At 71.3% G+C, this 19,538-nt stretch carries 19 protein-coding genes and 1 pseudogene; 9 read left to right on the forward strand and 11 right to left on the reverse strand.

What is annotated here, in order from left to right; translation table 11 throughout:
- Window positions 1-175 precede the first annotated feature (175 nt).
- The 4 genes from ACIQV3_RS30385 to ACIQV3_RS30400 all read right to left on the reverse strand — a co-directional run bounded on the left by ACIQV3_RS30385 (window position 176) and on the right by ACIQV3_RS30400 (window position 3,572).
- Window positions 176-454 carry a LysR family transcriptional regulator gene (locus tag ACIQV3_RS30385; RefSeq protein WP_403717480.1) on the reverse strand — a complete coding sequence of 93 codons (279 nt, stop codon included), beginning with the start codon at window positions 452-454 and terminating at the stop codon, window positions 176-178.
- A gap of 196 nt (window positions 455-650) precedes the next feature.
- Entirely contained in the window at window positions 651-1,034 is a 384-nt protein-coding gene (locus tag ACIQV3_RS30390; protein WP_403717482.1) for a hypothetical protein, read from the reverse strand.
- Window positions 1,031-2,644 carry a class I adenylate-forming enzyme family protein gene (locus ACIQV3_RS30395; RefSeq protein ID WP_403717484.1) on the reverse strand — a complete coding sequence of 538 codons (1,614 nt, stop codon included), beginning with the start codon at window positions 2,642-2,644 and terminating at the stop codon, window positions 1,031-1,033. The genes ACIQV3_RS30390 and ACIQV3_RS30395 overlap by 4 nt, the downstream gene beginning before the upstream one ends.
- A gap of 232 nt (window positions 2,645-2,876) precedes the next feature.
- Window positions 2,877-3,572, reverse strand: a complete 696-nt coding sequence (locus ACIQV3_RS30400) for a ScbR family autoregulator-binding transcription factor (protein WP_403717486.1) — start codon at window positions 3,570-3,572, stop codon at window positions 2,877-2,879.
- Between the two features lie 167 nt (window positions 3,573-3,739).
- Here ACIQV3_RS30400 and ACIQV3_RS30405 point away from each other — a divergent pair, with 167 nt between their 5' ends.
- The 4 genes from ACIQV3_RS30405 to ACIQV3_RS30420 all read left to right on the forward strand — a co-directional run bounded on the left by ACIQV3_RS30405 (window position 3,740) and on the right by ACIQV3_RS30420 (window position 8,039).
- On the forward strand, window positions 3,740-4,684 hold the full coding sequence (locus ACIQV3_RS30405) for a ScbA/BarX family gamma-butyrolactone biosynthesis protein (protein WP_403717488.1): 945 nt from the start codon (window positions 3,740-3,742) through the stop codon (window positions 4,682-4,684).
- A gap of 149 nt (window positions 4,685-4,833) precedes the next feature.
- Window positions 4,834-6,096: a cytochrome P450 gene (locus ACIQV3_RS30410; RefSeq protein ID WP_403717490.1), complete on the forward strand. Its 1,263-nt coding sequence runs from the start codon at window positions 4,834-4,836 to the stop codon at window positions 6,094-6,096.
- A gap of 87 nt (window positions 6,097-6,183) precedes the next feature.
- Window positions 6,184-6,948, forward strand: coding sequence for an SDR family NAD(P)-dependent oxidoreductase (locus ACIQV3_RS30415; RefSeq protein ID WP_403717491.1), 765 nt, complete (start codon window positions 6,184-6,186; stop codon window positions 6,946-6,948).
- A gap of 143 nt (window positions 6,949-7,091) precedes the next feature.
- Window positions 7,092-8,039, forward strand: a complete 948-nt coding sequence (locus ACIQV3_RS30420; protein ID WP_403717493.1) for an NAD-dependent epimerase/dehydratase family protein — start codon at window positions 7,092-7,094, stop codon at window positions 8,037-8,039.
- Between the two features lie 50 nt (window positions 8,040-8,089).
- On the opposite strand, the gene ACIQV3_RS30425 is transcribed toward ACIQV3_RS30420, so the two are convergent.
- On the reverse strand, window positions 8,090-9,250 hold the full coding sequence (locus tag ACIQV3_RS30425; RefSeq protein ID WP_403717495.1) for an ABC transporter substrate-binding protein: 1,161 nt from the start codon (window positions 9,248-9,250) through the stop codon (window positions 8,090-8,092).
- 210 nt (window positions 9,251-9,460) lie between these two features.
- Here ACIQV3_RS30425 and ACIQV3_RS30430 point away from each other — a divergent pair, with 210 nt between their 5' ends.
- The 3 genes and pseudogenes from ACIQV3_RS30430 to ACIQV3_RS30440 all read left to right on the forward strand — a co-directional run bounded on the left by ACIQV3_RS30430 (window position 9,461) and on the right by ACIQV3_RS30440 (window position 11,749).
- Window positions 9,461-10,561 carry an endonuclease/exonuclease/phosphatase family protein gene (locus ACIQV3_RS30430; protein WP_403717498.1) on the forward strand — a complete coding sequence of 367 codons (1,101 nt, stop codon included), beginning with the start codon at window positions 9,461-9,463 and terminating at the stop codon, window positions 10,559-10,561.
- A 9-nt stretch (window positions 10,562-10,570) separates the two neighbouring features.
- Window positions 10,571-11,287: pseudogene (locus ACIQV3_RS30435) on the forward strand (alpha/beta fold hydrolase); the annotation flags it as partial.
- 30 nt (window positions 11,288-11,317) lie between these two features.
- Window positions 11,318-11,749, forward strand: a complete 432-nt coding sequence (locus ACIQV3_RS30440) for a GNAT family N-acetyltransferase (RefSeq protein WP_403717552.1) — start codon at window positions 11,318-11,320, stop codon at window positions 11,747-11,749.
- 55 nt (window positions 11,750-11,804) lie between these two features.
- Here ACIQV3_RS30440 and ACIQV3_RS30445 read toward each other — a convergent pair whose 3' ends face one another.
- The 3 genes from ACIQV3_RS30445 to gdhA form a co-directional block, all read right to left on the reverse strand.
- A complete protein-coding gene (locus ACIQV3_RS30445) occupies window positions 11,805-12,698 on the reverse strand; it encodes a DMT family transporter (RefSeq protein WP_403717500.1) in 894 nt (297 codons plus the stop codon).
- Between the two features lie 310 nt (window positions 12,699-13,008).
- The gene (locus ACIQV3_RS30450) at window positions 13,009-14,349 is read right to left on the reverse strand and encodes an AMP-binding protein (RefSeq protein WP_403717502.1); all 1,341 of its coding nucleotides are present in this window, start codon (window positions 14,347-14,349) and stop codon (window positions 13,009-13,011) included.
- Between the two features lie 186 nt (window positions 14,350-14,535).
- Entirely contained in the window at window positions 14,536-15,900 is a 1,365-nt protein-coding gene (gene gdhA, locus ACIQV3_RS30455; protein WP_403717504.1) for an NADP-specific glutamate dehydrogenase, read from the reverse strand.
- Between the two features lie 242 nt (window positions 15,901-16,142).
- Between gdhA and ACIQV3_RS30460 the strand changes: the two genes are divergently transcribed.
- Both ACIQV3_RS30460 and ACIQV3_RS30465 read left to right on the forward strand, forming a co-directional pair.
- A complete protein-coding gene (locus ACIQV3_RS30460; protein WP_403717506.1) occupies window positions 16,143-16,631 on the forward strand; it encodes a DUF1772 domain-containing protein in 489 nt (162 codons plus the stop codon).
- A 119-nt stretch (window positions 16,632-16,750) separates the two neighbouring features.
- Complete coding sequence (locus tag ACIQV3_RS30465) at window positions 16,751-17,236, forward strand: GNAT family N-acetyltransferase (protein ID WP_403717508.1); 486 nt, start codon at window positions 16,751-16,753, stop codon at window positions 17,234-17,236.
- Window positions 17,237-17,306: 70 nt separating this feature from the next.
- Here the strand turns inward: ACIQV3_RS30465 and ACIQV3_RS30470 are convergent, their stop codons facing one another.
- The 3 genes from ACIQV3_RS30470 to ACIQV3_RS30480 all read right to left on the reverse strand — a co-directional run bounded on the left by ACIQV3_RS30470 (window position 17,307) and on the right by ACIQV3_RS30480 (window position 19,389).
- A complete protein-coding gene (locus ACIQV3_RS30470; protein ID WP_403717510.1) occupies window positions 17,307-18,224 on the reverse strand; it encodes an AraC family transcriptional regulator in 918 nt (305 codons plus the stop codon).
- 13 nt (window positions 18,225-18,237) lie between these two features.
- The gene (locus ACIQV3_RS30475) at window positions 18,238-19,083 is read right to left on the reverse strand and encodes an NAD(P)H-binding protein (protein ID WP_403717512.1); all 846 of its coding nucleotides are present in this window, start codon (window positions 19,081-19,083) and stop codon (window positions 18,238-18,240) included.
- A 102-nt stretch (window positions 19,084-19,185) separates the two neighbouring features.
- Window positions 19,186-19,389: a DUF4287 domain-containing protein gene (locus tag ACIQV3_RS30480; RefSeq protein WP_403717514.1), complete on the reverse strand. Its 204-nt coding sequence runs from the start codon at window positions 19,387-19,389 to the stop codon at window positions 19,186-19,188.
- Between the last annotated feature and the right edge of the window lie 149 nt (window positions 19,390-19,538).

Here is a 19,538-nt window from a genome sequence, read left to right on the forward strand (position 1 = left end):
CGCGCCGGAGAAGCCTTGTTGACTTCATGGAGAAGGATCGCTCCGCGCTTCTCGATATTGCGGAACAATGAATTCCGGATGCTCCGAAATAACTTCGACCCGGCATGGATCCAAGTAATTCGGATACACGGCCGGGCCGAATGGAAAAGAATTACAAAAGATGTCGGACGGCTGGTCAGGCCGCGGGACGGGTGTGCCGGGCGGACGCCGCGTCGATACAGGCGGCCTCGGCTATCAGAATGATCTTCTCCACGTGCGGCAGCAGTCGCATGCCCGCCTCGGTGAGCTGGACCCGGCCGCCGGCGCGATGGAACAGCTCGGCCCCGATGTAGTCCTCGAGGTGCTTGATGTGGGCGGTGACGCTGGGCTGCGAGTAGTGGAGGTTGCGAGCGGCGCGAGTGAAGCTCATCTCGGCGGCTACTTCACGGAACGAGCGTAACTGCTGGAACTGCACGGCAGGGGCTCCCTTCTGCGAGGCTCAGAGCCTCGGAGGCATGAAACATACCACGGTGCAGGTATAACTGCAGTAGGAGAATTCACGCTTCACGTTCCCGCCAAACCCCGGACATACCTGTGGCCATGCCCGCAGGGAGGGCATGGCCACAGGTCAGCCGCTGCTTCGTGGTGGACAGCGGGTTGGGCGGAGTGGACTAGTCGGACATCTCCATCGGCGAGAGGAGGTCCCGGGCGATCTGCGGGAGCAGACGGTCGATCAGGACCCCCGTGCGCGCGGACCCGTCGGCCGCGCGCGGGATCACGTCGACGGCCACCGCGTGCGAGAGCACCCACGGCATGCGCCGCTCGCAGGCGGCCAGCGCGGCCTGGCGCCCGCCGGCCTCCTGGTCCTCCTCCAGGAGCGGTACGAAGGCCACCACCAGCGTCTCTCCCACCTCGGGGAGCCGGGTGCGCATCACCGCTATGTCCTGGACGCAGGGCAGGTCGAGGAGTTCGAGTTCGAGTGCGAAGAAGGCCGCCTCGAAGTCCTCCACCAGCACCTCGTCGTACGGCTGGTCGTCGAAGGAGGGCAGGTTCACGCGGACATCTCCTGTTGCATCGACTGCTCAAGCTGCAGGTTCAGGGTGATGATGGGCAGCACCGCGTCGAGCAGGTCCCCGGTGCGGATCCGGCCCGTCGGGCTGTACGGGATGGTGTCGACGGCGATGACGTGCGCGGGCAGCGACGGGACCCGGCGCGCGCAGGCCGCGCTGAGCGCCTGGTACCCGGTGGCCTCGCGGCCGACCGCCACGGCGATGAAGGGGACCACGATCGCGTCGCCCAGCACCGCGCTGCTGACCCGCATGACGGCGGTGTCGCGCAGGCAGGGCAGGTTGAGCAGGTCCGACTCCAGCCGGAACAGCTCGGTGTCGACCGCCGAATCGCGGACCACCACGGGCACTTCGGTGACGCGCCCGGTGACCAGCAGCCGGCCGGTCTCGTCCACGTGCCCGGACTCGTCGGTGACCAGGAAGCGCTCCGCGCCCCAGCCGAGGTCCAGCTCGGCCACCCGGGTCTCGCCGTCCAGGTAGCCGTCCATGACCTGGTGACCCGCGAAGGCCAGCCGCCCGCTCTCGCCCTGCCGCACCGGCTGCCCGTCCTCGCCGAGGACGGCGACGGTGGTGCCGAGCGTGGGGTGGCCCGAGCGCGGCGGCGAGACCAGCAGCTCCTCGGGGCCCATGACGGCGGTCAGCCCGGTCTCCGCGCTGCCGAGCGCGGTGTGCAGCACCGGGCCGAGCCGCTCCCAGGCCGTGTTGACGGTCCAGCGGCCCAGATGGGCGCCGGGGGTGAGGAGGAACCGCAGGTGGCGGGTGCGCGGCGAGGGATCGGCGGTCTCCGGCAGTCCGAGCAGCCCGTGCAGGGCGGAGGGGCTGATCACGCCGGTGCTGACCCGCTCGGCGACGAGCAGCGCGGTCAGGGTCTCGGGGCCGGCTCCGTCCGCGAGGACGACGGTGGCGCCGATGCCGAGCATCGTGCGGGCCAGCGCCAGGGCCGTGGGCTCGGTCGGCGGTGCGCAGGCCAGGTGGACGTCGTCCCGGTTGAGCCCGAACTCGTCCACGAGGTCGACCAGGTGGCGGCCCTCGGAGGGGGTGCGGCGCACGGCGAGGCGGGAGGGGCCCTCGCTGCGCGCGCTGACCGCGAAGGACTCGTACGGCCGGGGCGCCGGCAGGGCGCGCGGCGGTTCGGCCGAGGTCAGCAGGTCGAAGTTGAGCGCCTCGTGCTTGCCGGGGGCGGCCGGGGCGCCGGGATCCGTGATCCCGTCCAGCAGGACGTGCACGGCCTTGGGGCCGCTGGGCCACACGAGCTGGTCGAGGGTCGCGTGGTGCTCCGAGGACACGAAGACCACGGACGGCTCCAGCCAGGAGAGCACCTGACCCAGATCGTCCTTGCCGCTCTGCGGGTCGAGACCCGTGCAAGAGACGCCGAGGGTCGCGCAGGCGCTCATCGCGACGGTGAGCTGCCAGCTGTTCCCGGCGAGGAAGACCGCCCGGACCGCGCCCTCCTGCGGCAGGTGCTCGGCGAGTCCGGCCGCCGTCCGCTCCACGGTCTCGGCGAACTGGCCCCAGGTCAGCCGCACCTGGCCGTCGACCAAGGCATCCCGCGTCACGCCGCCCGCCGCGTGCCGGCGGATGTCATCGAGCTTGATCATGTGGGTTCTCCGTGGTCGGTCAAGAGCCTCGTATGTGGCTCGGGGCCGCGCCCATGGAAACAAACCTGCACGAAGGTAGGCAACCGCTCATCGGAAGATCTGATGTCGCCGCGCGGGGCGCCGAATCGGTTGCGGAAACACCTCCGCCGGGCGTCGATGACGCCCGGCGGGGAAAGATTCCGGAACCGGGCCGCCCACAGGGCGCCCGACCGCGGGTTGCTGCCGCGGGGTACTAGGCCTGCGGCTCGGCCGACTCCACGAGTTCGGCCTCGGCCCGCTCCCGCAGGTGCTTCTCCAGGTCGGCCATGACCCGCTCGGCGCGGCCGGGAGCCATGTCGAGTTCGGCCAGCACCGTCGGCAGCGCGATGATCGGCATGATGTGCCTGAGCAGCACGGATACCCGTACTTCCAGGTCCTCCCAGTCGGCCATCACCTCCGAGAGCACCTGCACTCCGGTGAAGGCGCCGACGAACAGGTTGGCGACCGCGTCCAGGTCCACGTGCGCGTGGAGTTCGCCGCACGCCCGGGCCTCGCCCAGGGCGAACCGGTTGTGGTCGATCCAGTCCTGGTAGGGGCGCATGCGGTGCTCGTGGTGGCTGCCGCGCTCCAGGGACAGCCTCAGGCTGCCCTGCACGATCGGATCGCTGCGGATCTGAACGGCGAAGAGCATGCCTTTGTCGATCAACTCCTGCAGCCGGGTGCTCCGCGGTACGAGCGGGAAGCCGACCGTGTCGATCTGGCTGGCCAAAACGGCCTGGGCCAGCTCTTCCTTGCCTTTGAAGTAGTAGTAGAAGGCGCCCTTGGTCAGCCCGAGCCGCTGGTAGACGTCCGCGATCGTGGCCCCGTTGAAGCCCTTCTCTGCGAACACGGCGCCGGCGGCCTCGACGATGAGTTGCCGGGTGCGCCGAGAAGTCTCCCTCTGAGACACCCTCGCTCCTTCCACGCTGCTGGTGGCCAACTGATGCACCTCCTCGGAGGTATGAGCATGTCACCGAAAACAGCCGTTGCAAATTATACCAGGCAGCACGTATCTTGCGGCGGACCGAGACCTACCACGAGTGGCTCGAATCTGCCTCGAAGTCCGGAGGGGAATTCATGTTAATCACGTCGTATGCGAACGAAAACGCCCAAAGACCGTCGGTCGGGGTCTCAGATGCAAGGCCTCCGGCCGTACCCAACTGGCTCGTGCACCGCCCCGACACCTCCGAGGTGTTCCTGTCGGCCTGGAAACGCACTGCTCCCGACCGATTCGACGTCACCGTGCGTTGGCCTGAAAACCACCCGTTCCATACCGGCCTACACGGTTTCCGTTCGCCCGCCGTCATCGCGGAGGCCATCCGCCAGACGGGCATCCTGCTCTCGCACGCCGAGTACGACGTCCCCCTCGGGCACCAGTTCCTGATGTCCGACCTCCAGTACCGGATCAATCCCGACCTGCTGGCGGCGGACGACGACTCCCCCATGCACATCGACGTCACCTGCACGAACGTCAACCGCCGCGGCACCCGCTTCTCCGGCATGGTGTGCCACATGGACGTGATCCAGAGCGGCCGGGTCATCGCCACCGGCGACGGCAGCATGACGTGCACCTCTCCCGGCGCCTACCGCCGGATGCGCGGTGAGTACGCGGACGCCCGGCCCGTCCTGCCCGTGCCGGAACCGGTGCACCCCTCCCTCGTCCTGCGGACCGATCCGAGCCATGTCCTGCTGGCTCCCACCCTGGATCCCCGCTGCTGGACCCTGCGGCCGTACACCACGAACACCACGCTGTTCGCGCGCAAGAACGACCACGTGCCCGGCATGGTCCTCCTGGAGGCCACCCACCAGGCCGCGTTCGCCGTCGCCGGCCCCACCCGGCTGTACCCCGTGGCCCTGTGCCTGGCCTTCGAGCGGTACGTGGAGTTCCACTCCCCCTGTCTGATCCAGGCCCAGCCGATGGCCCGGAGCCGTGACAACACCCTCTCCCTGAGCGTGACCGGCCATCAGAGCGGCCAGCGGGTCTTCGAGGCCCACCTGGAAGCAATTCCCGTTTCCTCCTGATCACCTCATTTTCGAACGAAATGGGCATCGGCTCCCTGCGATCCGCTGGCCGAGAGACCCATGCGCAAAGTGGCGGGAAGGTCGTAGGCGTGTCAGCCTGTGACGTCATCCGACTCACCGTCACCAGCATTTGTAGGAGGGATACTCCTGTGAGCAGGCAGTGCCCGTTCGCCATCGATCCGCTCGGCCAGGACATACACGGAGAGATCAAGGAAATACGCTCCCTTGGCCGGGCCGTGCGGATCGTGCTCCCCGGTGGAGTGGAGGCGTGGTCCGTCACGGACTACGCGCTCGTGAAACGCCTGCTCACCGATCCACGGGTATCGAAGGACGCCTACCGGCACTGGCCGGCGTGGATCAACGGAGAAGTCGACCAGGAATGGCCGCTGGCCATCTGGGTCTCGGTGCAGAACATGGTCACCGCCTACGGCGAGGAGCACGCGCGCCTGCGCAAGCCGGTGGCGGGGGAGTTCACCATGCGCCGCGTGGCAGCCCTGCGGCCGCGGGTCGAGGAGATCGCCGCCGGGCTGCTGGACCGCCTGGAACGGGGCCCGCGGGAGGAGCCCGTGGACCTCCGCAAGGAATTCGCCCACGTACTGCCGCACGCCGTGGTCTGCGAGCTGTTCGGAATTCCACATTCCGCACGTGACCCGTTACAGAAGATCATCGACGGATTCTTCGCCACCTCGATCACCCCCGAGGACGCGATGGCGAACGGCATAGCCATGTACGAAATCCTCAACGAGGTCGTGACCCACAAGCGAAAAAATCCCGCCGACGACCTGACATCGGGCCTCATCTCCGCGCGCGACTCGGGCAAGGCGGATATGAGCGAGAAGGAACTGCTCGACAATCTCATCCTCCTCTTCACCGCCGGCTACGAGACCACGGTGAACCTCATAGACAACGCGGTCGTCTCCCTCCTCACGCACCCCGACCAGCTCGCGCTCGTACGGGACGGCAAGGCCTCCTGGGACGACGTGATCGACGAGTCCCTGCGCGTGGACCCGCCCGGCGCGCACAGCATCCTGCGCTACGCCGTCGAGACGATCGAGATCGACGACGACGTACGGATCCCGCGGGGCGACGCGATCGTCATCTGCTTCGCCGGGGCGGGCCGCGACCCCCTCCACCACGGGGCCGGGGCGGACCTCTTCGACATCACCCGCGACACCCGGGCCGACCACGTGTCGTTCGGGTACGGAGCCCACCACTGCCTCGGCGTGAACCTGGCCCGGATGGAGGTCGCCATCGCGCTGTCGGCGCTCTTCGAGCGCTTTCCCGGCATCTCCCTGGCCGTGCCGGCCGATGAACTCCGGCCGAAGTTCTCGTTCGTCTCCAACGGCCACCGCACGGTTCCCGTGATCCTGGGCGGGCCCGGCCCTCACGATGCGGCAATTTTCAGCCAATAGCGCCCGGGCGACCCCTCCCTGAAACGCCCCACCGGACCACGGCACACGGCAGTCGGAACACGGCACACGAAAGACGGAAGAGCCACCATGACGCAAAAGACCGGCCTCCTCCTGGGCAGGCGCGCCCTGATCACCGGCGCGAGCAGCGGCATCGGGGCGGCCGCCGCCCGGGTGTTCTGCGAGAACGGGGCCTCGGTGCTCCTCACCGCCCGGCGCGAGGAGGAGCTGGCCGCGCTCACCCGCGAACTGACGGACCAGGGGTTCACCGCCGCCTACGCGGTCGCCGACGTGGCCCGCGCCGAAGAGGTCGAGGCCGCCGTGGACAAGGCGGTACGGCTCTTCGGGGGCCTGGACGCCGCCTTCAACAACGCCGGGCTGGGTACCGTGCCCGCGCCGCTGCACCTCACCGAGGACGCGGAGTTCGAGGCGGTGATGGCCACCAATGTCCGCGGCACGTGGAACTGCATGAAGTACGAGATCGCCGCGATGCTGCCGGGCGGCGGGGCCATCGTGAACAACAGCAGCGTCGCGGGCCTGGTCGGCACTCCGGCGTCCGCCGCGTACATCGCGGCCAAGCACGCCGTCATCGGTCTGACGAAGGCCGCGGCCGAGTACGCGGCCCAGGGCGTCCGGGTCAACGCCGTCGCTCCCGGCACCACCCGCAGCGAGATGATGGCCCAGTGGTTCGACCTGAACCCGGGCCTGGAGGAACAACTGCACACCAGGGCCCCGCTGCCCCGTACGGCGGACCCGCGCGAGATCGCGCACGCGGCCGCGTGGCTGCTCAGCGACCAGGCGTCCTTCGTGGTCGGCGCGACCGTCCCGGTGGACGGCGGCTGGACCGCCCGCTGACGGATCCGCACGACGGCGGCCGACCGCGCGACCGGAACGCGGGCGAACTCGGCGGAACCCCACGGCAACGTACTGGCAAAGAGCTGTACGGCCACTTCGGAGCACCCGGCCGGGCCACCCCCGCGCCGATAAAATTTTCGCCTATGCAGACACCTGGAAGACCCCGGGTCATCGTCCTCACGGGAGCCACCGGTTTCATCGGCTCGGCCGCACTGGACGCCCTGGCCCGCCGTCCCGGCATCCTGGTGCGGGCCCTCGCCCGCACCCCCGGTGCGGCGCGCGAAGGCGTGGAGTGGGTACGCGCGGACCTGGGCGACCCCGACTCGCTGCGCGGGGTCTGCCAGGGCGCCGCCACGCTGGTGAACCTGGCCTCCTACATCGGGCGGGACGAGGAGCGCTGCCACACGGTCAACGTCCTGGGCGGCGCGGCCCTCCTCGCGGAGGCCGTGCGGGCGGGGGTGGACCGGATCGTCCACCTCTCCACGGCCGCGGTCTACGGCAACCACCCGCACCGCGGGATCGAGGTCGACGAGGTGGCCCCGGATCCGGTGTCCGCCGCGAGCCGGACCCGGCTGGCGGCGGAGGCCCCGGTGCTGGCCGCCGGCGGGACCGTCCTGCGGCCGGGTCTGGTGCTGGGCGCCGGTGACCGCTGGGTGGTACCGGCCCTGGCCGAACTGATCGACCGGGTTCCGGCCGGCTGGGACGGCGGCCGCGCACTGCTGTCCGTGGTCGACGTCGGCGAGCTGGCCCGCCTGATCGACGCCCTGGCCACGGCCCCCGGCCCCCTCGCGGGCGGGGTCCACCACGCGAGCCACCCCGCCCCCGTGACCAGCGCCGGCCTCATGTCGGCGCTGGCCGCCGAAGGAATACTGCAGGCGGTACGGGAGGACTGGCCGTGGGACCGCTGCGTGGAACAACTCCGCGCGCACCCGGGCCGGGTGACGGAGCGGCAGTTCTCCTTACTGGCCCGCGACTACTCGCAGCGCTCCGACACCATCTGGCGGCTGACCGGCCTGCGCCCCACACCCACCCCCCTCACCCTGCTCCCCTCCGCGGCCCCCTGGTACCGCGCCCACCTGGCCCGCGCCTAGGCCGTCTCTTTCGGATCTTGGCTCGGCCGACAAGATCCGAAAGAGACGGCCTAGAGAACATCCTCACCGTGGACGACCCGAAAGCGACCGGTGATGTCCGCCGGATCCCGGTCGACCACACGAACAGGTGCCCAGACCCACTGCCAGACACCGATCCCCGGCGTCCGGGAGAACCGGATCGGCCCGCGGGTGCCCTCGACCTCCACCCGCGGCCATGCCGCGGCGATGTCCGCCCGCTCCGTGCCGTGCGAACGCAACACCTCGGCAAGGACGGTGACGCTGTCCCAGCCCTCGAAGGCCACGAACGAGGGCTCCTCGCCCAGCCGCTCGCGGAGCTCCTTGCGCACCCGCTCCCCGAGCGGACCGAGCCGCTCGGGGAGGTAGCGCAGGAACGGGATCCCGGCGCCGTCCCCGCCCAGCGCCTCGGCCCATCCGGCGAACTCCGGTTGTCCGGCCGGAGCGCCGATCAGCACCTCCCCGAGCCGCCGGTCGCCCCGTACCGCCCGGACGATCGCCGCCGCCGGCTCCGGATACCCGACCAGCAGAAGGAGCGCGGTACTCCGCTCCCCCACGAGCGCGTCACACAACCCCTGAACGGAGGTCCCCTCCACACCGATCCCCACACCGATCTCCACGACGCTGCCACCCCGGGCGGCGAACCGCTCCCGCAGGACGCGCGTCCCGGAAGCCCAGTAGGCACTCGGCTGGATCGCCACCGCGATCCGGCGGTGCCCCGCCCCGAGCAGGAAGTCCGCGTACGTCCGCCAGCCGTGCGACTGTGCCGGAGCCAGCCGCGCGACCCACTCCGTCGGCCCCTCGGTGAGCGCGTCGAGCACCGCGGAGGAACACAGATACGGCATCCCGAGCGCATCGGCCCGGGCGGCGGCGGCCCGGGCGACGACGCTGTGGTACTCCCCCACCACTGCGGCCACCCCCAGACCGGCCAGCTCCTCCACCGCCGCCACGGCCCGCTCAGGATCGGCCGCGGTGTCCCGCACCACGAGCTCCAACGCCCGGCCCCCAACCCCTCCCCCGTCATTGACCTCCGCCGCGGCCAGCTCGAGCCCCGCGAGCAACTGCCGCCCCGCATCCACCCAGCCGGGCCGCGTCAACGGCACGAGAGCCCCCAGCCGCACGACCGACCCACCGGCCGACCCACCTGACGACCCACTGGCCGACTCACCGGCCGACGGCGATGCCGAGGCATTCACAGACAACGCTCCTCTACTCCCACACCGCCAGGCCCACATCCCACCCGACACCATTGATCATCCCGCCCATTGGACCCACCCCACCCCCCGAAAACAACCGCCCCCGAACACACCCGCGGGAACCGGGCCCCCGCCCCCGACGTCGTCGTACCAACCGCACCCCCACACCCCACACCACACACCGCCGACGGAACGGACAGGAACGGCCCCATGACCCAGGCAAACTCGGGGCCGACCCCCACCCCCGACCCCGCCCACGGGGTCCCCGCCACCCGTGCCCGCCGCCTCCTCCCCCGCCGGCACCCACTCCCCCGGCCCGCGGCCATCAGCACACCCGTCCCGTCACTCGCCACACTCCCCGTACTCGCCACACTCATCGCGGTACTCCTGGCCGTACTCCTGACCCGCCCCTCCCTCGTCCCCAACTCCCCCGGCCACCTGGGCAGCTTCCTGGAGACGTTCCTGCCCTGGCTCGGCCTGGCCGTCCCGCTCCTCCTCGCGCCGGCCCTCCGACGCCGCTCCGCCGCCACCGCCCTGGCCCTCCTGCTCCCCACCGCCGCCTGGCTCGTCCAGTTCGGCGACCTCCTCCCCCACACCCCCACGTCCGCGTCCACCCACCCCACCCACCCCGCCCACCCCACCCTCACCGCCGTCCAGCACAACATCAGCGACGAGAACCCGAACCCCTCCCGAACGGCCAGTGCCCTCGCCGCCCCGCACCCCACCCTCATCGCCGTCGAGGAGCTCACGCCCGCCGCCGTCACTGCCTTCACCGCCACCCTCGCCGCCGACTACCCCCACCACGCCACCCACGGCACGGTCGGCCTCTGGTCGGCGTACCCGCTCACCGACGTCCGCCCCGTCGACATCAGACCGTCGGCCCTCGCCGGCGACCCGCACTGGAACCGCGCCCTGCGCGCCACCGCCGCCACCCCCGGCGGGCCCGTCGCCGTCTACGTCGTCCACCTCCCCTCCCTGCGCCTCGGCACCTCCGGCTTCGGCTCCGCCCGCCGCGACGAGAGCGCCGCACTGCTCGGCGCCGTCCTCGCCGCGGAACCCGCCGACCGCGTCGTCCTGCTCGGGGACCTCAACGGCACCGCCGACGACCGCGGCCTGGCCCCCGTCCGCACCGCCCTGGCAGCAGAGGCAGCACCCGCCTCCCCCGGCTTCGCCTTCACCTGGCCCGCGGCCTTCCCCCTGGCCCGGATCGACCAGATCCTGGCCCGCTCAGGCACCGTCACCCGCGTCCGTACGCTCCCCGCCACCGCCAGCGATCACCTGCCCCTCACCGCCGACATCCGCTTCGATTAACGTACGTTCATGACTGAATTCGTACTGGTGGCAGGCGCCTGGCTGGGAGCAGCGGCATGGGACGAGGTGGCCGCCGAACTCCGCACCGCGCTGCGCACCACCGACGGCGACGACGAGGTCCACGCACTGACCCTGTCCGGCCTCGCGGACAGACAGGGTGTCCCGGCCGGCCTGCAGACCCACGTCACGGACATAGTCGACGCCATCGACGAACTCGGCCTGCGCGATGTGGTCCTGGTGGGCCACAGTTACTCCGGCATCCCGGTCGGCCAGGCCGCGGAGCGGATCGGCGCCCGTCTGAACCGCGTCGTCTTCGTCGATGCCAACGTCCCCGTCCACAACGAGTCCTTCCTCTCCGCCTGGCCGGACGGCCGGGCCGCCGTAGAGGCCTCGATCGCCGCGAACGACGGCTTCTGGCCGCCCCTGCGGGCCGCCGACTGCGAGGGCCAGGGCCTCACCGCCGAGCAGACCGACCGGCTCCTCGCCGGTGCGACCCCGCACCCGGGTGCCACGCTCACCGAAGCGGCCCTACTGACCCACCCGCTCGCCGAGCTCCCCGCGACCTACGTCAAGTGCCTGCTGGACGGCGCCGACCCGCACCCCGACGTGGCGGAGCTCCTGGCCACCGGCCCGGACTGGCGGTGGGTCACCCTGGACACGGGCCACTGGCCGATGTTCTCCTCCCCGTCCGCCCTGGCCCGCGTCCTCCTCGACGCCGCCGCGCAGGACACCCCGCCGCCGGCTTCCGGTCTTCGCATCCACCCGGTGGACGCCGCCTCCGAAGCCGCGCTGAGCGACTGGCAGCACGTCCACAACACCGTGATCCCCACAGCCCCCCTCTCCCTGGAAGACGTACGGGAGCGCTCCGCGCGCCACGTCCTGCACGTCGCCCACCTCGGCGACACCCTCGTCGGATGCACGACGGTCCGGCCCCCCGTCACCGGCTCCTCGACCGCCACCGTGATCGCGCGCGTCCTGCCCGCGCACCGGGGACGGGGTTTCGGCCGCGAGCTGTACTCCTACGCACTCGCCCAGGCTCGGTCCCTCGGCGCCGAGGTCATCGAGACCGTGGTGCTCGCGTCCAACCCGGAGGGCCTGGACTTCGCGCGCCGAGCGGGCTTCATCGAGTTCGACCGCTACGTCCTCCCCGGCGACACCGTGCCCTTCGTGGACCTGCGCCTCGCGTGAGCGTCCCCCGGGTACGCCTCGAACTCACCGTCCGGTGCCACGGAGAGGCGTCGGTCTAGGCCGGGCCCCGCCGCTTCCGCGAGACGGCGACCCCGGCCAGGCAGACCGCACCGCCGAGCAGGGTCAGCGCGGCCGGGACCTCGTCGAGGGCGATCCAGGCGATGAGCACCACGACGGCGGGCACCGCGTAGGTGGTCGCGCCCATCTTCCCCGCGGTGGTCCGCGACAGCGCGTACGTCCAGGTGGTGAAGGCGAGCGCGGTCGGGAAGAGCCCCAGGTAGAGCATGTTGAGGACCGCGGAGAGCGGAGCCCCGGGAAGCTGGTCGACGAGCTGCCCGACGAAGGGCAGCGTGACGGCCGTGCCGACGAAGCAGCCGTACGTGGTGACCTGGAGCGGGCTCGCATGCGCCAGCGCCGGCTTCTGCGCGACCACCCCGGCCCCGTACGTGAGCGCGGCGACCAGGCAGAGCAGGACACCTCCCACCGACGCGGACCCGCCGTTCGAGGTGGACAGTCCGACCAGCACCGCCCCGGCGAACGAGACCGCCATTCCCGCCAACAGCAGGGGCGGGAAACCCTCCTTCAGCAGCCAGCCGCTGAGCAGGGCGATCACGATCGGGCCGATGTTGACGATCATGGCCGCGGTGCCGGCGTCCACGAGCTGCTCGCCCCAGTTCAACGTCACCATGTAGAGCCCGAACCAGAGCACCCCGGAGATCAGGATCCCGGGCCACGCCTGCTTCGGTGGTGGCGGCACCCGCTTCACGACCAGCACCAGCCCGAGCGCGACCGAAGCGGTCAGCAGACGTCCGAACGCGAGCGCTCCGGGCCCGAAGTGCGCGGCCGCCGAGCGGATGGAAACGAACGCGGAGGCCCACAGCACGACGGTGACGCCGGCGGCTATCAGCGCCCGCCGGCCGGTCCTGACCTGATCAGACGTGTTGTTCATGCGAGCAAGCTACCTGCCCCGCCCGAAGGGCCCGTTGCCCTTTTCCGAGCGCCCGCGCTCCGGCCGGAGCCGGCAGGCCCCGCGGGGTCAGCCGTCGGTACGGGTGACGGCCGGCGGCGCGTAGCGGCCGGTGATCCGTCGGGCCCGTACGAGGAACCCCTCGGGGAAGACAGCACCACCGGCCCGGCCGAGAGGTCGACGAAGGCCACCAGCGGATAGCCGTAGCGGAACGCCGCCATCCCCGCCCAGTACCCCTCGTCCCCTCGGCGTGCAGCACGCTCACGGCAACCGGGGAGGCACGCACGTACCGTCAGGAGTCGCCCAGCAACAGCAGCTTCTTCTGCGGCTTGCCCATCGCATTGCGCGGAATCGCCGCCACGAACCGCACCTCGCGCGGCCGCTTGTGCACCGACAGGTGCGCGGCGACGAAGTCCGTCAATTCGGGACCGGTGACGCCCTCGGCCACCACGAAAGCCACGATCCGCTGCCCGAGATCCGCGTCCGGCAGCCCCACCACCGCCGCCTCGCTCACCTGGGGGTGGTCCAGCAGCGCGTTCTCGATCTCCCCGGCGCCGATCCGGTAACCGCCCGACTTGATCATGTCGATGGAGGCCCGGCCCACGATCCGGTGGACTCCGTCGGCCTCGTCGACGGCCGCGATGTCGCCCGTACGGAACCACCCGTCCTCCGTATGGGCGGCCGCCGTGGCCTCGGGCCGGCCCAGGTACCCGGAGAACAGCGTCGGCCCGGTGAGCTGGAGCTCGCCGATCTCCGCGCCCGGCTCCGCCGCGATCCGCGTACGGATGCCCCGGAGCGGGGTGCCGACCGTCCCGGGCCGCACCTCCCCGCCCGCGCGCCCGCTCACCGTGATCAGCGTCTCGGTCATCCCGTACCGCTCCACGGGCCGCAGCCCGGTCAGCCGCTCCAGGTCCCGGAAGACCGGCGCGGGCAACGCGGCACTGCCGGAGACGAGCAACCGGGCCCCGCCCAGCGCTGCGGCGGCCACCGGCGCCCCGGCGATACGGGACCACACGGTCGGCACCCCGAAGTACAGGCTGCCTCCGGCTTCCGCGTAGGCCTCGGGGGTGGGCCGCCCGGTGTGCACGAGACGGCTGCCGGTGCGCAGCGCGCCGAGCACCCCGAGGACCAGACCGTGCACGTGGAACAGCGGCAGCCCGTGCACGAGGGTGTCCTCGGCGCTCCACTGCCAGGCCTCGGCGAGGGCGTCGAGATCGGCGGCCACCGCCTCGGCGGTGAGAACGACCCCCTTGGGCGGGCCGGTGGTCCCGGAGGTGTAGAGGATCAGCGCCGCCCGGCCGGGCTCGGCCGCGGCCCCGGCACCACCGCCGCCGCGCCGTGCGAAGTCCACGTCGACGAGCACCGCACCGGAGTCCCGCAGGATGTGCTCCCGCTCGGCGGGCCCCGCATCGGGCGGCAGCGGTACGAAGGGCACCCCGGCCAGCAGCCCGCCCACGACGGCCGCGACGGTCTCCAGCGAGGCCGTCGCGGTCACCGCGAAGGCTGGCGCCCCGGCGACGTCCGCGGCCACGGCACGGGCCGCCGCGAGCAGTTCCTCATAGGAGGCGTCCCGCCCGGCCACCCGCAGGGCATCGGGCCGGTCTCCATACACCCCGGTGAGCGCGGTCAGCACTGATCCCCCTACGCAGTCCGATCACATCCAACCGCCCCACCCTACGACCGCCGGCGTCTGAGACGCGGAGTCCGGGGCGGAGCCCGGGATCCCAGCGGGTCCGGGCAGAGCCCGGGGAACGGAGGAAGGGCGGGTCGGGAAAACCCCCACCCGCCCCCCACCTCAGCGCGTCAGCGCGTCAGCGCGTCAGATCAACCCCTGCGCCAGCATCGCGTCCGCCACCCGCTCGAACCCCGCGATGTTCGCCCCGACCACATAGTCCCCGGCGGAGCCGTACCGCTCGGCGGTCGCGTACGACACCGCGTGGATGTCCCGCATGATCCCCGCCAGCTCCGACTCGACCCGCTCCGCGCTCCACGCCACGCGCCCCGCGTTCTGCGCCATCTCCAGCGCGCTGACCGCGACGCCGCCCGCGTTCGCCGCCTTGCCCGGCCCGAAGGACACCCCGGCCGCCTGCAGCAGGTGCACGGCCTCCGGCGTGGTCGGCATGTTCGCGCCTTCCGACACCGCCCTGACCCCGTTCGCGATCAGCGTCCGCGCGTCATCGGCGGTCAGCTCGTTCTGCGTGGCCGACGGGAAGGCGACCTCCCCCGCCACCTCCCACACGCGCCCGCCCGGCACGAACCGCGCCGACGGCCCGCGACGCTGCGCGTACTCGCTCACGCGCCCGCGCTCGACCTCCTTGATCTGCTTCAGCAGCGCGAGGTCGATGCCCTTCTCGTCGACCACGTAGCCCTGCGAATCGGACGCCGTCAGCGGGTTCGCACCGAGCTGCTGCAGCTTCTCGATCGTGTACAGGGCCACGTTGCCCGAGCCGGAGACGACGGCCGTCAGCCCGTCGAGCGACAGCCCCTTGACCGCCAGCATCTCGGCGGCGAACAGCACGCTGCCGTAGCCCGTGGCCTCCGGGCGGATCAGCGAGCCGCCCCAGCCCTGGCCCTTGCCGGTCAGGACGCCGGCCTCCCAGCGGTTGGTGATGCGCCGGTACTGGCCGAAGAGGTAGCCGATCTCGCGCCCGCCGACGCCGATGTCACCCGCGGGGACATCCGTGTGCTCACCGATGTGACGGTAGAGCTCGGTCATGAAGGACTGACAGAAGCGCATGACCTCCGCGTCCGAACGCCCGCGCGGGTCGAAGTCGCTGCCGCCCTTGCCGCCGCCGATGCCGAGGCCCGTCAGCGCGTTCTTGAAGATCTGCTCGAAGCCGAGGAACTTCACCACACCGATGTCCACCGACGGATGAAAGCGCAGGCCGCCCTTGTACGGGCCGAGCGCGCTGTTGAATTCCACGCGGTAGCCACGGTTGACGTGGACGCGACCGCGGTCGTCCTGCCACGGCACCCGGAAGATGATCTGCCGCTCCGGCTCGGTGAGCCGCTCCAGCAGGGCCACACCGGGCTCCGCGTACTCCGGACGTGCCGCGAACACGGGGGCCAGGGTGTCCAGGACCTCCCGTACGGCCTGGTGGAACTCGGGCTGGGCGGGGTTGCGGCGCTCGATGTCGGCGCGCAGCGCGTCCAGCCGGCCCTGCGGGTCCTTGGGGTCCGTCACGGTCTGTTCCTCCAGGTCTCGATGTGGGGACCGGCCCCGAGATGCGGCTCGAAGCTCCGGACCAAACTTCCGCATGGCGGAAATAAACATCCGAACACAGTCTCCAGCCGGAGGGTACCCCGCCCGCCGACCACGACCACGAGCCTTACCGGCCTGCTCTCATCGACACCCACTCCACCATGGCCGACTCGATCTTCGCTCCACCATGGACAGAACCACGGGGCAGGACATAGACAGGCCACATGGACATCGCACGGGTCGCCGCCCTCGTCGCCGCGACGCTCACCACGGGCCTGATGGCGGGCCTCTTCTTCGCCTTCGACGTCTCGGTGATGCCGGCGCTGAAGCGCTCCGACGACCGGACCCTCATCTCCGTGATGCAGCGCGTGAACACTTCCATCATCAACGGCTGGTTCATGCTCGCGTTCCTGGGCGCGCTCCTGTTCACCGCCCTCGCCCTGGCCCTGCACCTGCCCGGCGACGAACACGCGCCGGTCCCCGCGCTCGCGGGCGCCCTCGTCCTCTACGTACTCGCCGTCGCGGTCACCGGCCGGGTGAACATCCCGCTCAACAACGCCCTGGAGGCGGCCGGACCCGCCGAACGGATCGCGGATCCGGCCGCCGTACGCGCGGCGTTCGAAAAGAAGTGGGTACCCGCCAACCGCTGGCGCACCGCCCTGTGCACCGCCGCCCTGGCCTGCCAGGCCTACGCCCTGTTGGCAGCCTCCTAGGGCCTGTCGCCGAACTCCCGCCTACCGCGCGACGCCCGGCACGCGCTCTCGCCGCACCGGGCGGACGGCTCCCACCGCCCCCCGCCAACTCACATGTAACGCACACGTAGGCTGCGCGGATGAGCACACCCGCCAAGCCCCTCCGGCTCGCCCCGGTCACCCCCGAGAACTTCGCCGCCGTCTGCGCGCTGTCGGTCCGCCCCGACCAGGAGCACCTCGTCTCGTCGGTCGTGAAGTCGCTGGCGGAGGCCTACGCCCACGGGGAAGCGGCCTGGCCCCGGGCCATCGTGGACGGCGACGAGGTCGTCGGCTTCGTGATGGCCTTCCTCGACATCGCCTGGAGTCCGGCCGAGGATCCCCACGACATCCGCTCCGGCCTCTGGCGCCTGAACATCTCGGCCGCCCACCAGTCCAAGGGCTACGGCCGCTTCGCCGTCACGGCGGTCACCGACGAACTCCGCCGCCGCGGCGCCTCCCACGCGTACGTCACCTGGCACCCGGGCCCCGCCACCCCCGAACCCTTCTACCTCTCGCTCGGCTTCCGCCCGACGGGCGAACAGAGCGACGGCGAAACAGTGGCCGTCCTGGACCTCCGGACCCCCTGACCTCCGGCCAATCCAGTCCTCCGGCCAATCCGGCCCTCCGGACCTCCAACCACCCCCCGCCCGCCCGCCCCTACCCCGCGACGGCCATCGCCCCCGCCCGGTACTCCCGCGGACTGACCCCCCGTACCCGCTTGAAGGCGGTCGAGAGCGCGAACGCCGAGCTGTAGCCGACCCTATGGGCGGCCGAGGCGAGCGTCGTGGACGGGTCGCTCAGCAGGTCCGCCGCCAACGCCAGCCGCCAGCCCGTCAGATAGGACATCGGCGGCTCGCCGACCAGCTCGGTGAAGCGGCGGGCGAACGCGGCCCGCGAGACGCCGACCGCGCGCGCCAGCGACTCCACCGTCCAGCCGTGGGCGGGGTCCTCGTGCAGCAGCCGCAGCGCCGGGCCGGTGACCGGGTCGTTCTCGGCGCCACCGCGCTGCGCGAGCCAGCCGCGTACGACGCCGATCAGCAGCAGGTCCAGGATCCGGTTCAGTACGAGCTCCTGCGCCGGCTCTGTACGGGAGATCTCCACGCCCAGCAGCCCGACCAGCGCGGAGTCCACCGGACCGACCAGCACCCGCGGCAGCGCGGTCAGCAGGCGACTGCCGATCTCGCCCGGGTCCTGGTAGGTGCCGCTCAGCATCACCGCCGACCCTTCCACCGCACCCCACGTCCGCACCCCGAGGGACATGGATTCCGACACGTCCTCCCCGCCGTCGACCTTGCTGCACCGCTGGTCCGGACCCACCCTGATCTGCGGGGGCGTGTCCTTGGCACCGGCGATGGTGTAGGGCACGGGTCCCCGCACCAGAGCCGCCTCGCCGGGCCCGACGAGCACCGGCTCGCCGTCGTCGGGCAGCAGCCACGCCGATCCGTGCGCCATCGTCATCACCGACAGCGGGGCCCGGTCCTCGATCCGGAGCGACCAGGGCGGGTTGAACACGCACTTGATGAGGAAGGCCGATTTGGCCTTGGGGCCTTCGAGCAGAGCCGTCAGCGTATCCATCGGCCCATTCTCCCTACACGTCCCAGACCCCGCGGGCGGCAGCCTCCCGCGCGAAGTCCGAGAAGTCCCGCGGCCCCCGGCCCAGCACTTCCTCGACCCCGTCCACGAGGTACGCGTTGCGCCCGTCCAGGATCAGTGTGAACAGGTCCGCGAACTCCTCCGGCAGGCCGTTCTCGCGCAGCACCGCCCGGTGAGCCTCGTCCGAGACCGGGACGTACGAGATCGTGCGCCCGGTCGCCTTCGACAGCTCGGCCGCGACATCGTAGAAGCTGAGCAGCCGCGGGCCGGAGAGCTCGTACGTACGGCCGATGTGCCGGTCGTCCTCGGTCAGCACGGCGACCACCACGTCGGCGATGTCCTCGACGTCGACGAACGGCTCGACGGCGTCGGCCGTCGGCAGGGCGATTTCGCCGGCGAGCACCGGATCCAGGAAGAAGCTCTCGTCGAAGTTCTGGTTGAACCAGGCCGCGCGCACCACCGTCCAGTCGGCCCCGGACTCCTTCAGCGCTTCCTCGCTCCGCCGGGCCGCCTCCTCGCCGCGCCCCGAGAGCAGCACCAGCCGGCATACTCCGGCGGCCACGGCCGCCCGGGCGAAGGCTCCGACCTGCTCGGCGGCGCCGGGGAAGCCGAGATCGGGGTAGTACGTGACGTACGCCCGGTCCACGCCCTCCAGGGCCGGTCCCCAGCTCTCGGGCTCGTTCCAGTCGAAGGCCGGCTCCCCGGAGCGCGACCCGATGCGGACCGGACGCCCCAGGGCGGTGAGCTTCTCGGCCACGCGCCGGCCCGTCTTGCCCGTACCCCCGATGACCAGCGTGCGAAGGTCGGTGTCGTTCTGCGTCTGCTGCGTTGTCTTCGTCATGTGACCAGTCAACTCCCCCGGCCCGAGACGCAACATCGCCGAGAAGCTCAACCGCATACGCCTGCGTCCACGGCCCCTCGCCACCCCTGCGGGCGGCTCCGGCTACTGCTCGGCGAGCGTGTGCTTCACGAGCGCGTTGGCGTGTCCGTGCCCGATCCCGTGCTCGGTCTTGAGCCAGCCGACGAGCTCCATGTGCTTGGTCAGCGGCGAGGCACGGATGAGCTCCTGCCACTCCGCGACCGGACGGCCGTACTTCTTCTCGATGGAAGGGAAGTAGCTGGCGGGGCCCTTCACCGGCTCGGTCATGACGATCCTCTTTCTCTCAGGTTCTTTCCGGCTTCTCGCCGGCTTCTCACGGGGTCCTTCTGGCGCACACGATGCGACGTACGAGGGGTAGACCGGACCCCCCGCGAAAACTCATCGGCCCCACCCCGAAATTATCGGATGATCTCCGC

Origin of the sequence: Streptomyces sp. NPDC099050, from assembly GCF_044759865.1 — a bacterium.
In the GTDB taxonomy this organism is placed as follows: Bacteria; Actinomycetota; Actinomycetes; order Streptomycetales; family Streptomycetaceae; genus Streptomyces.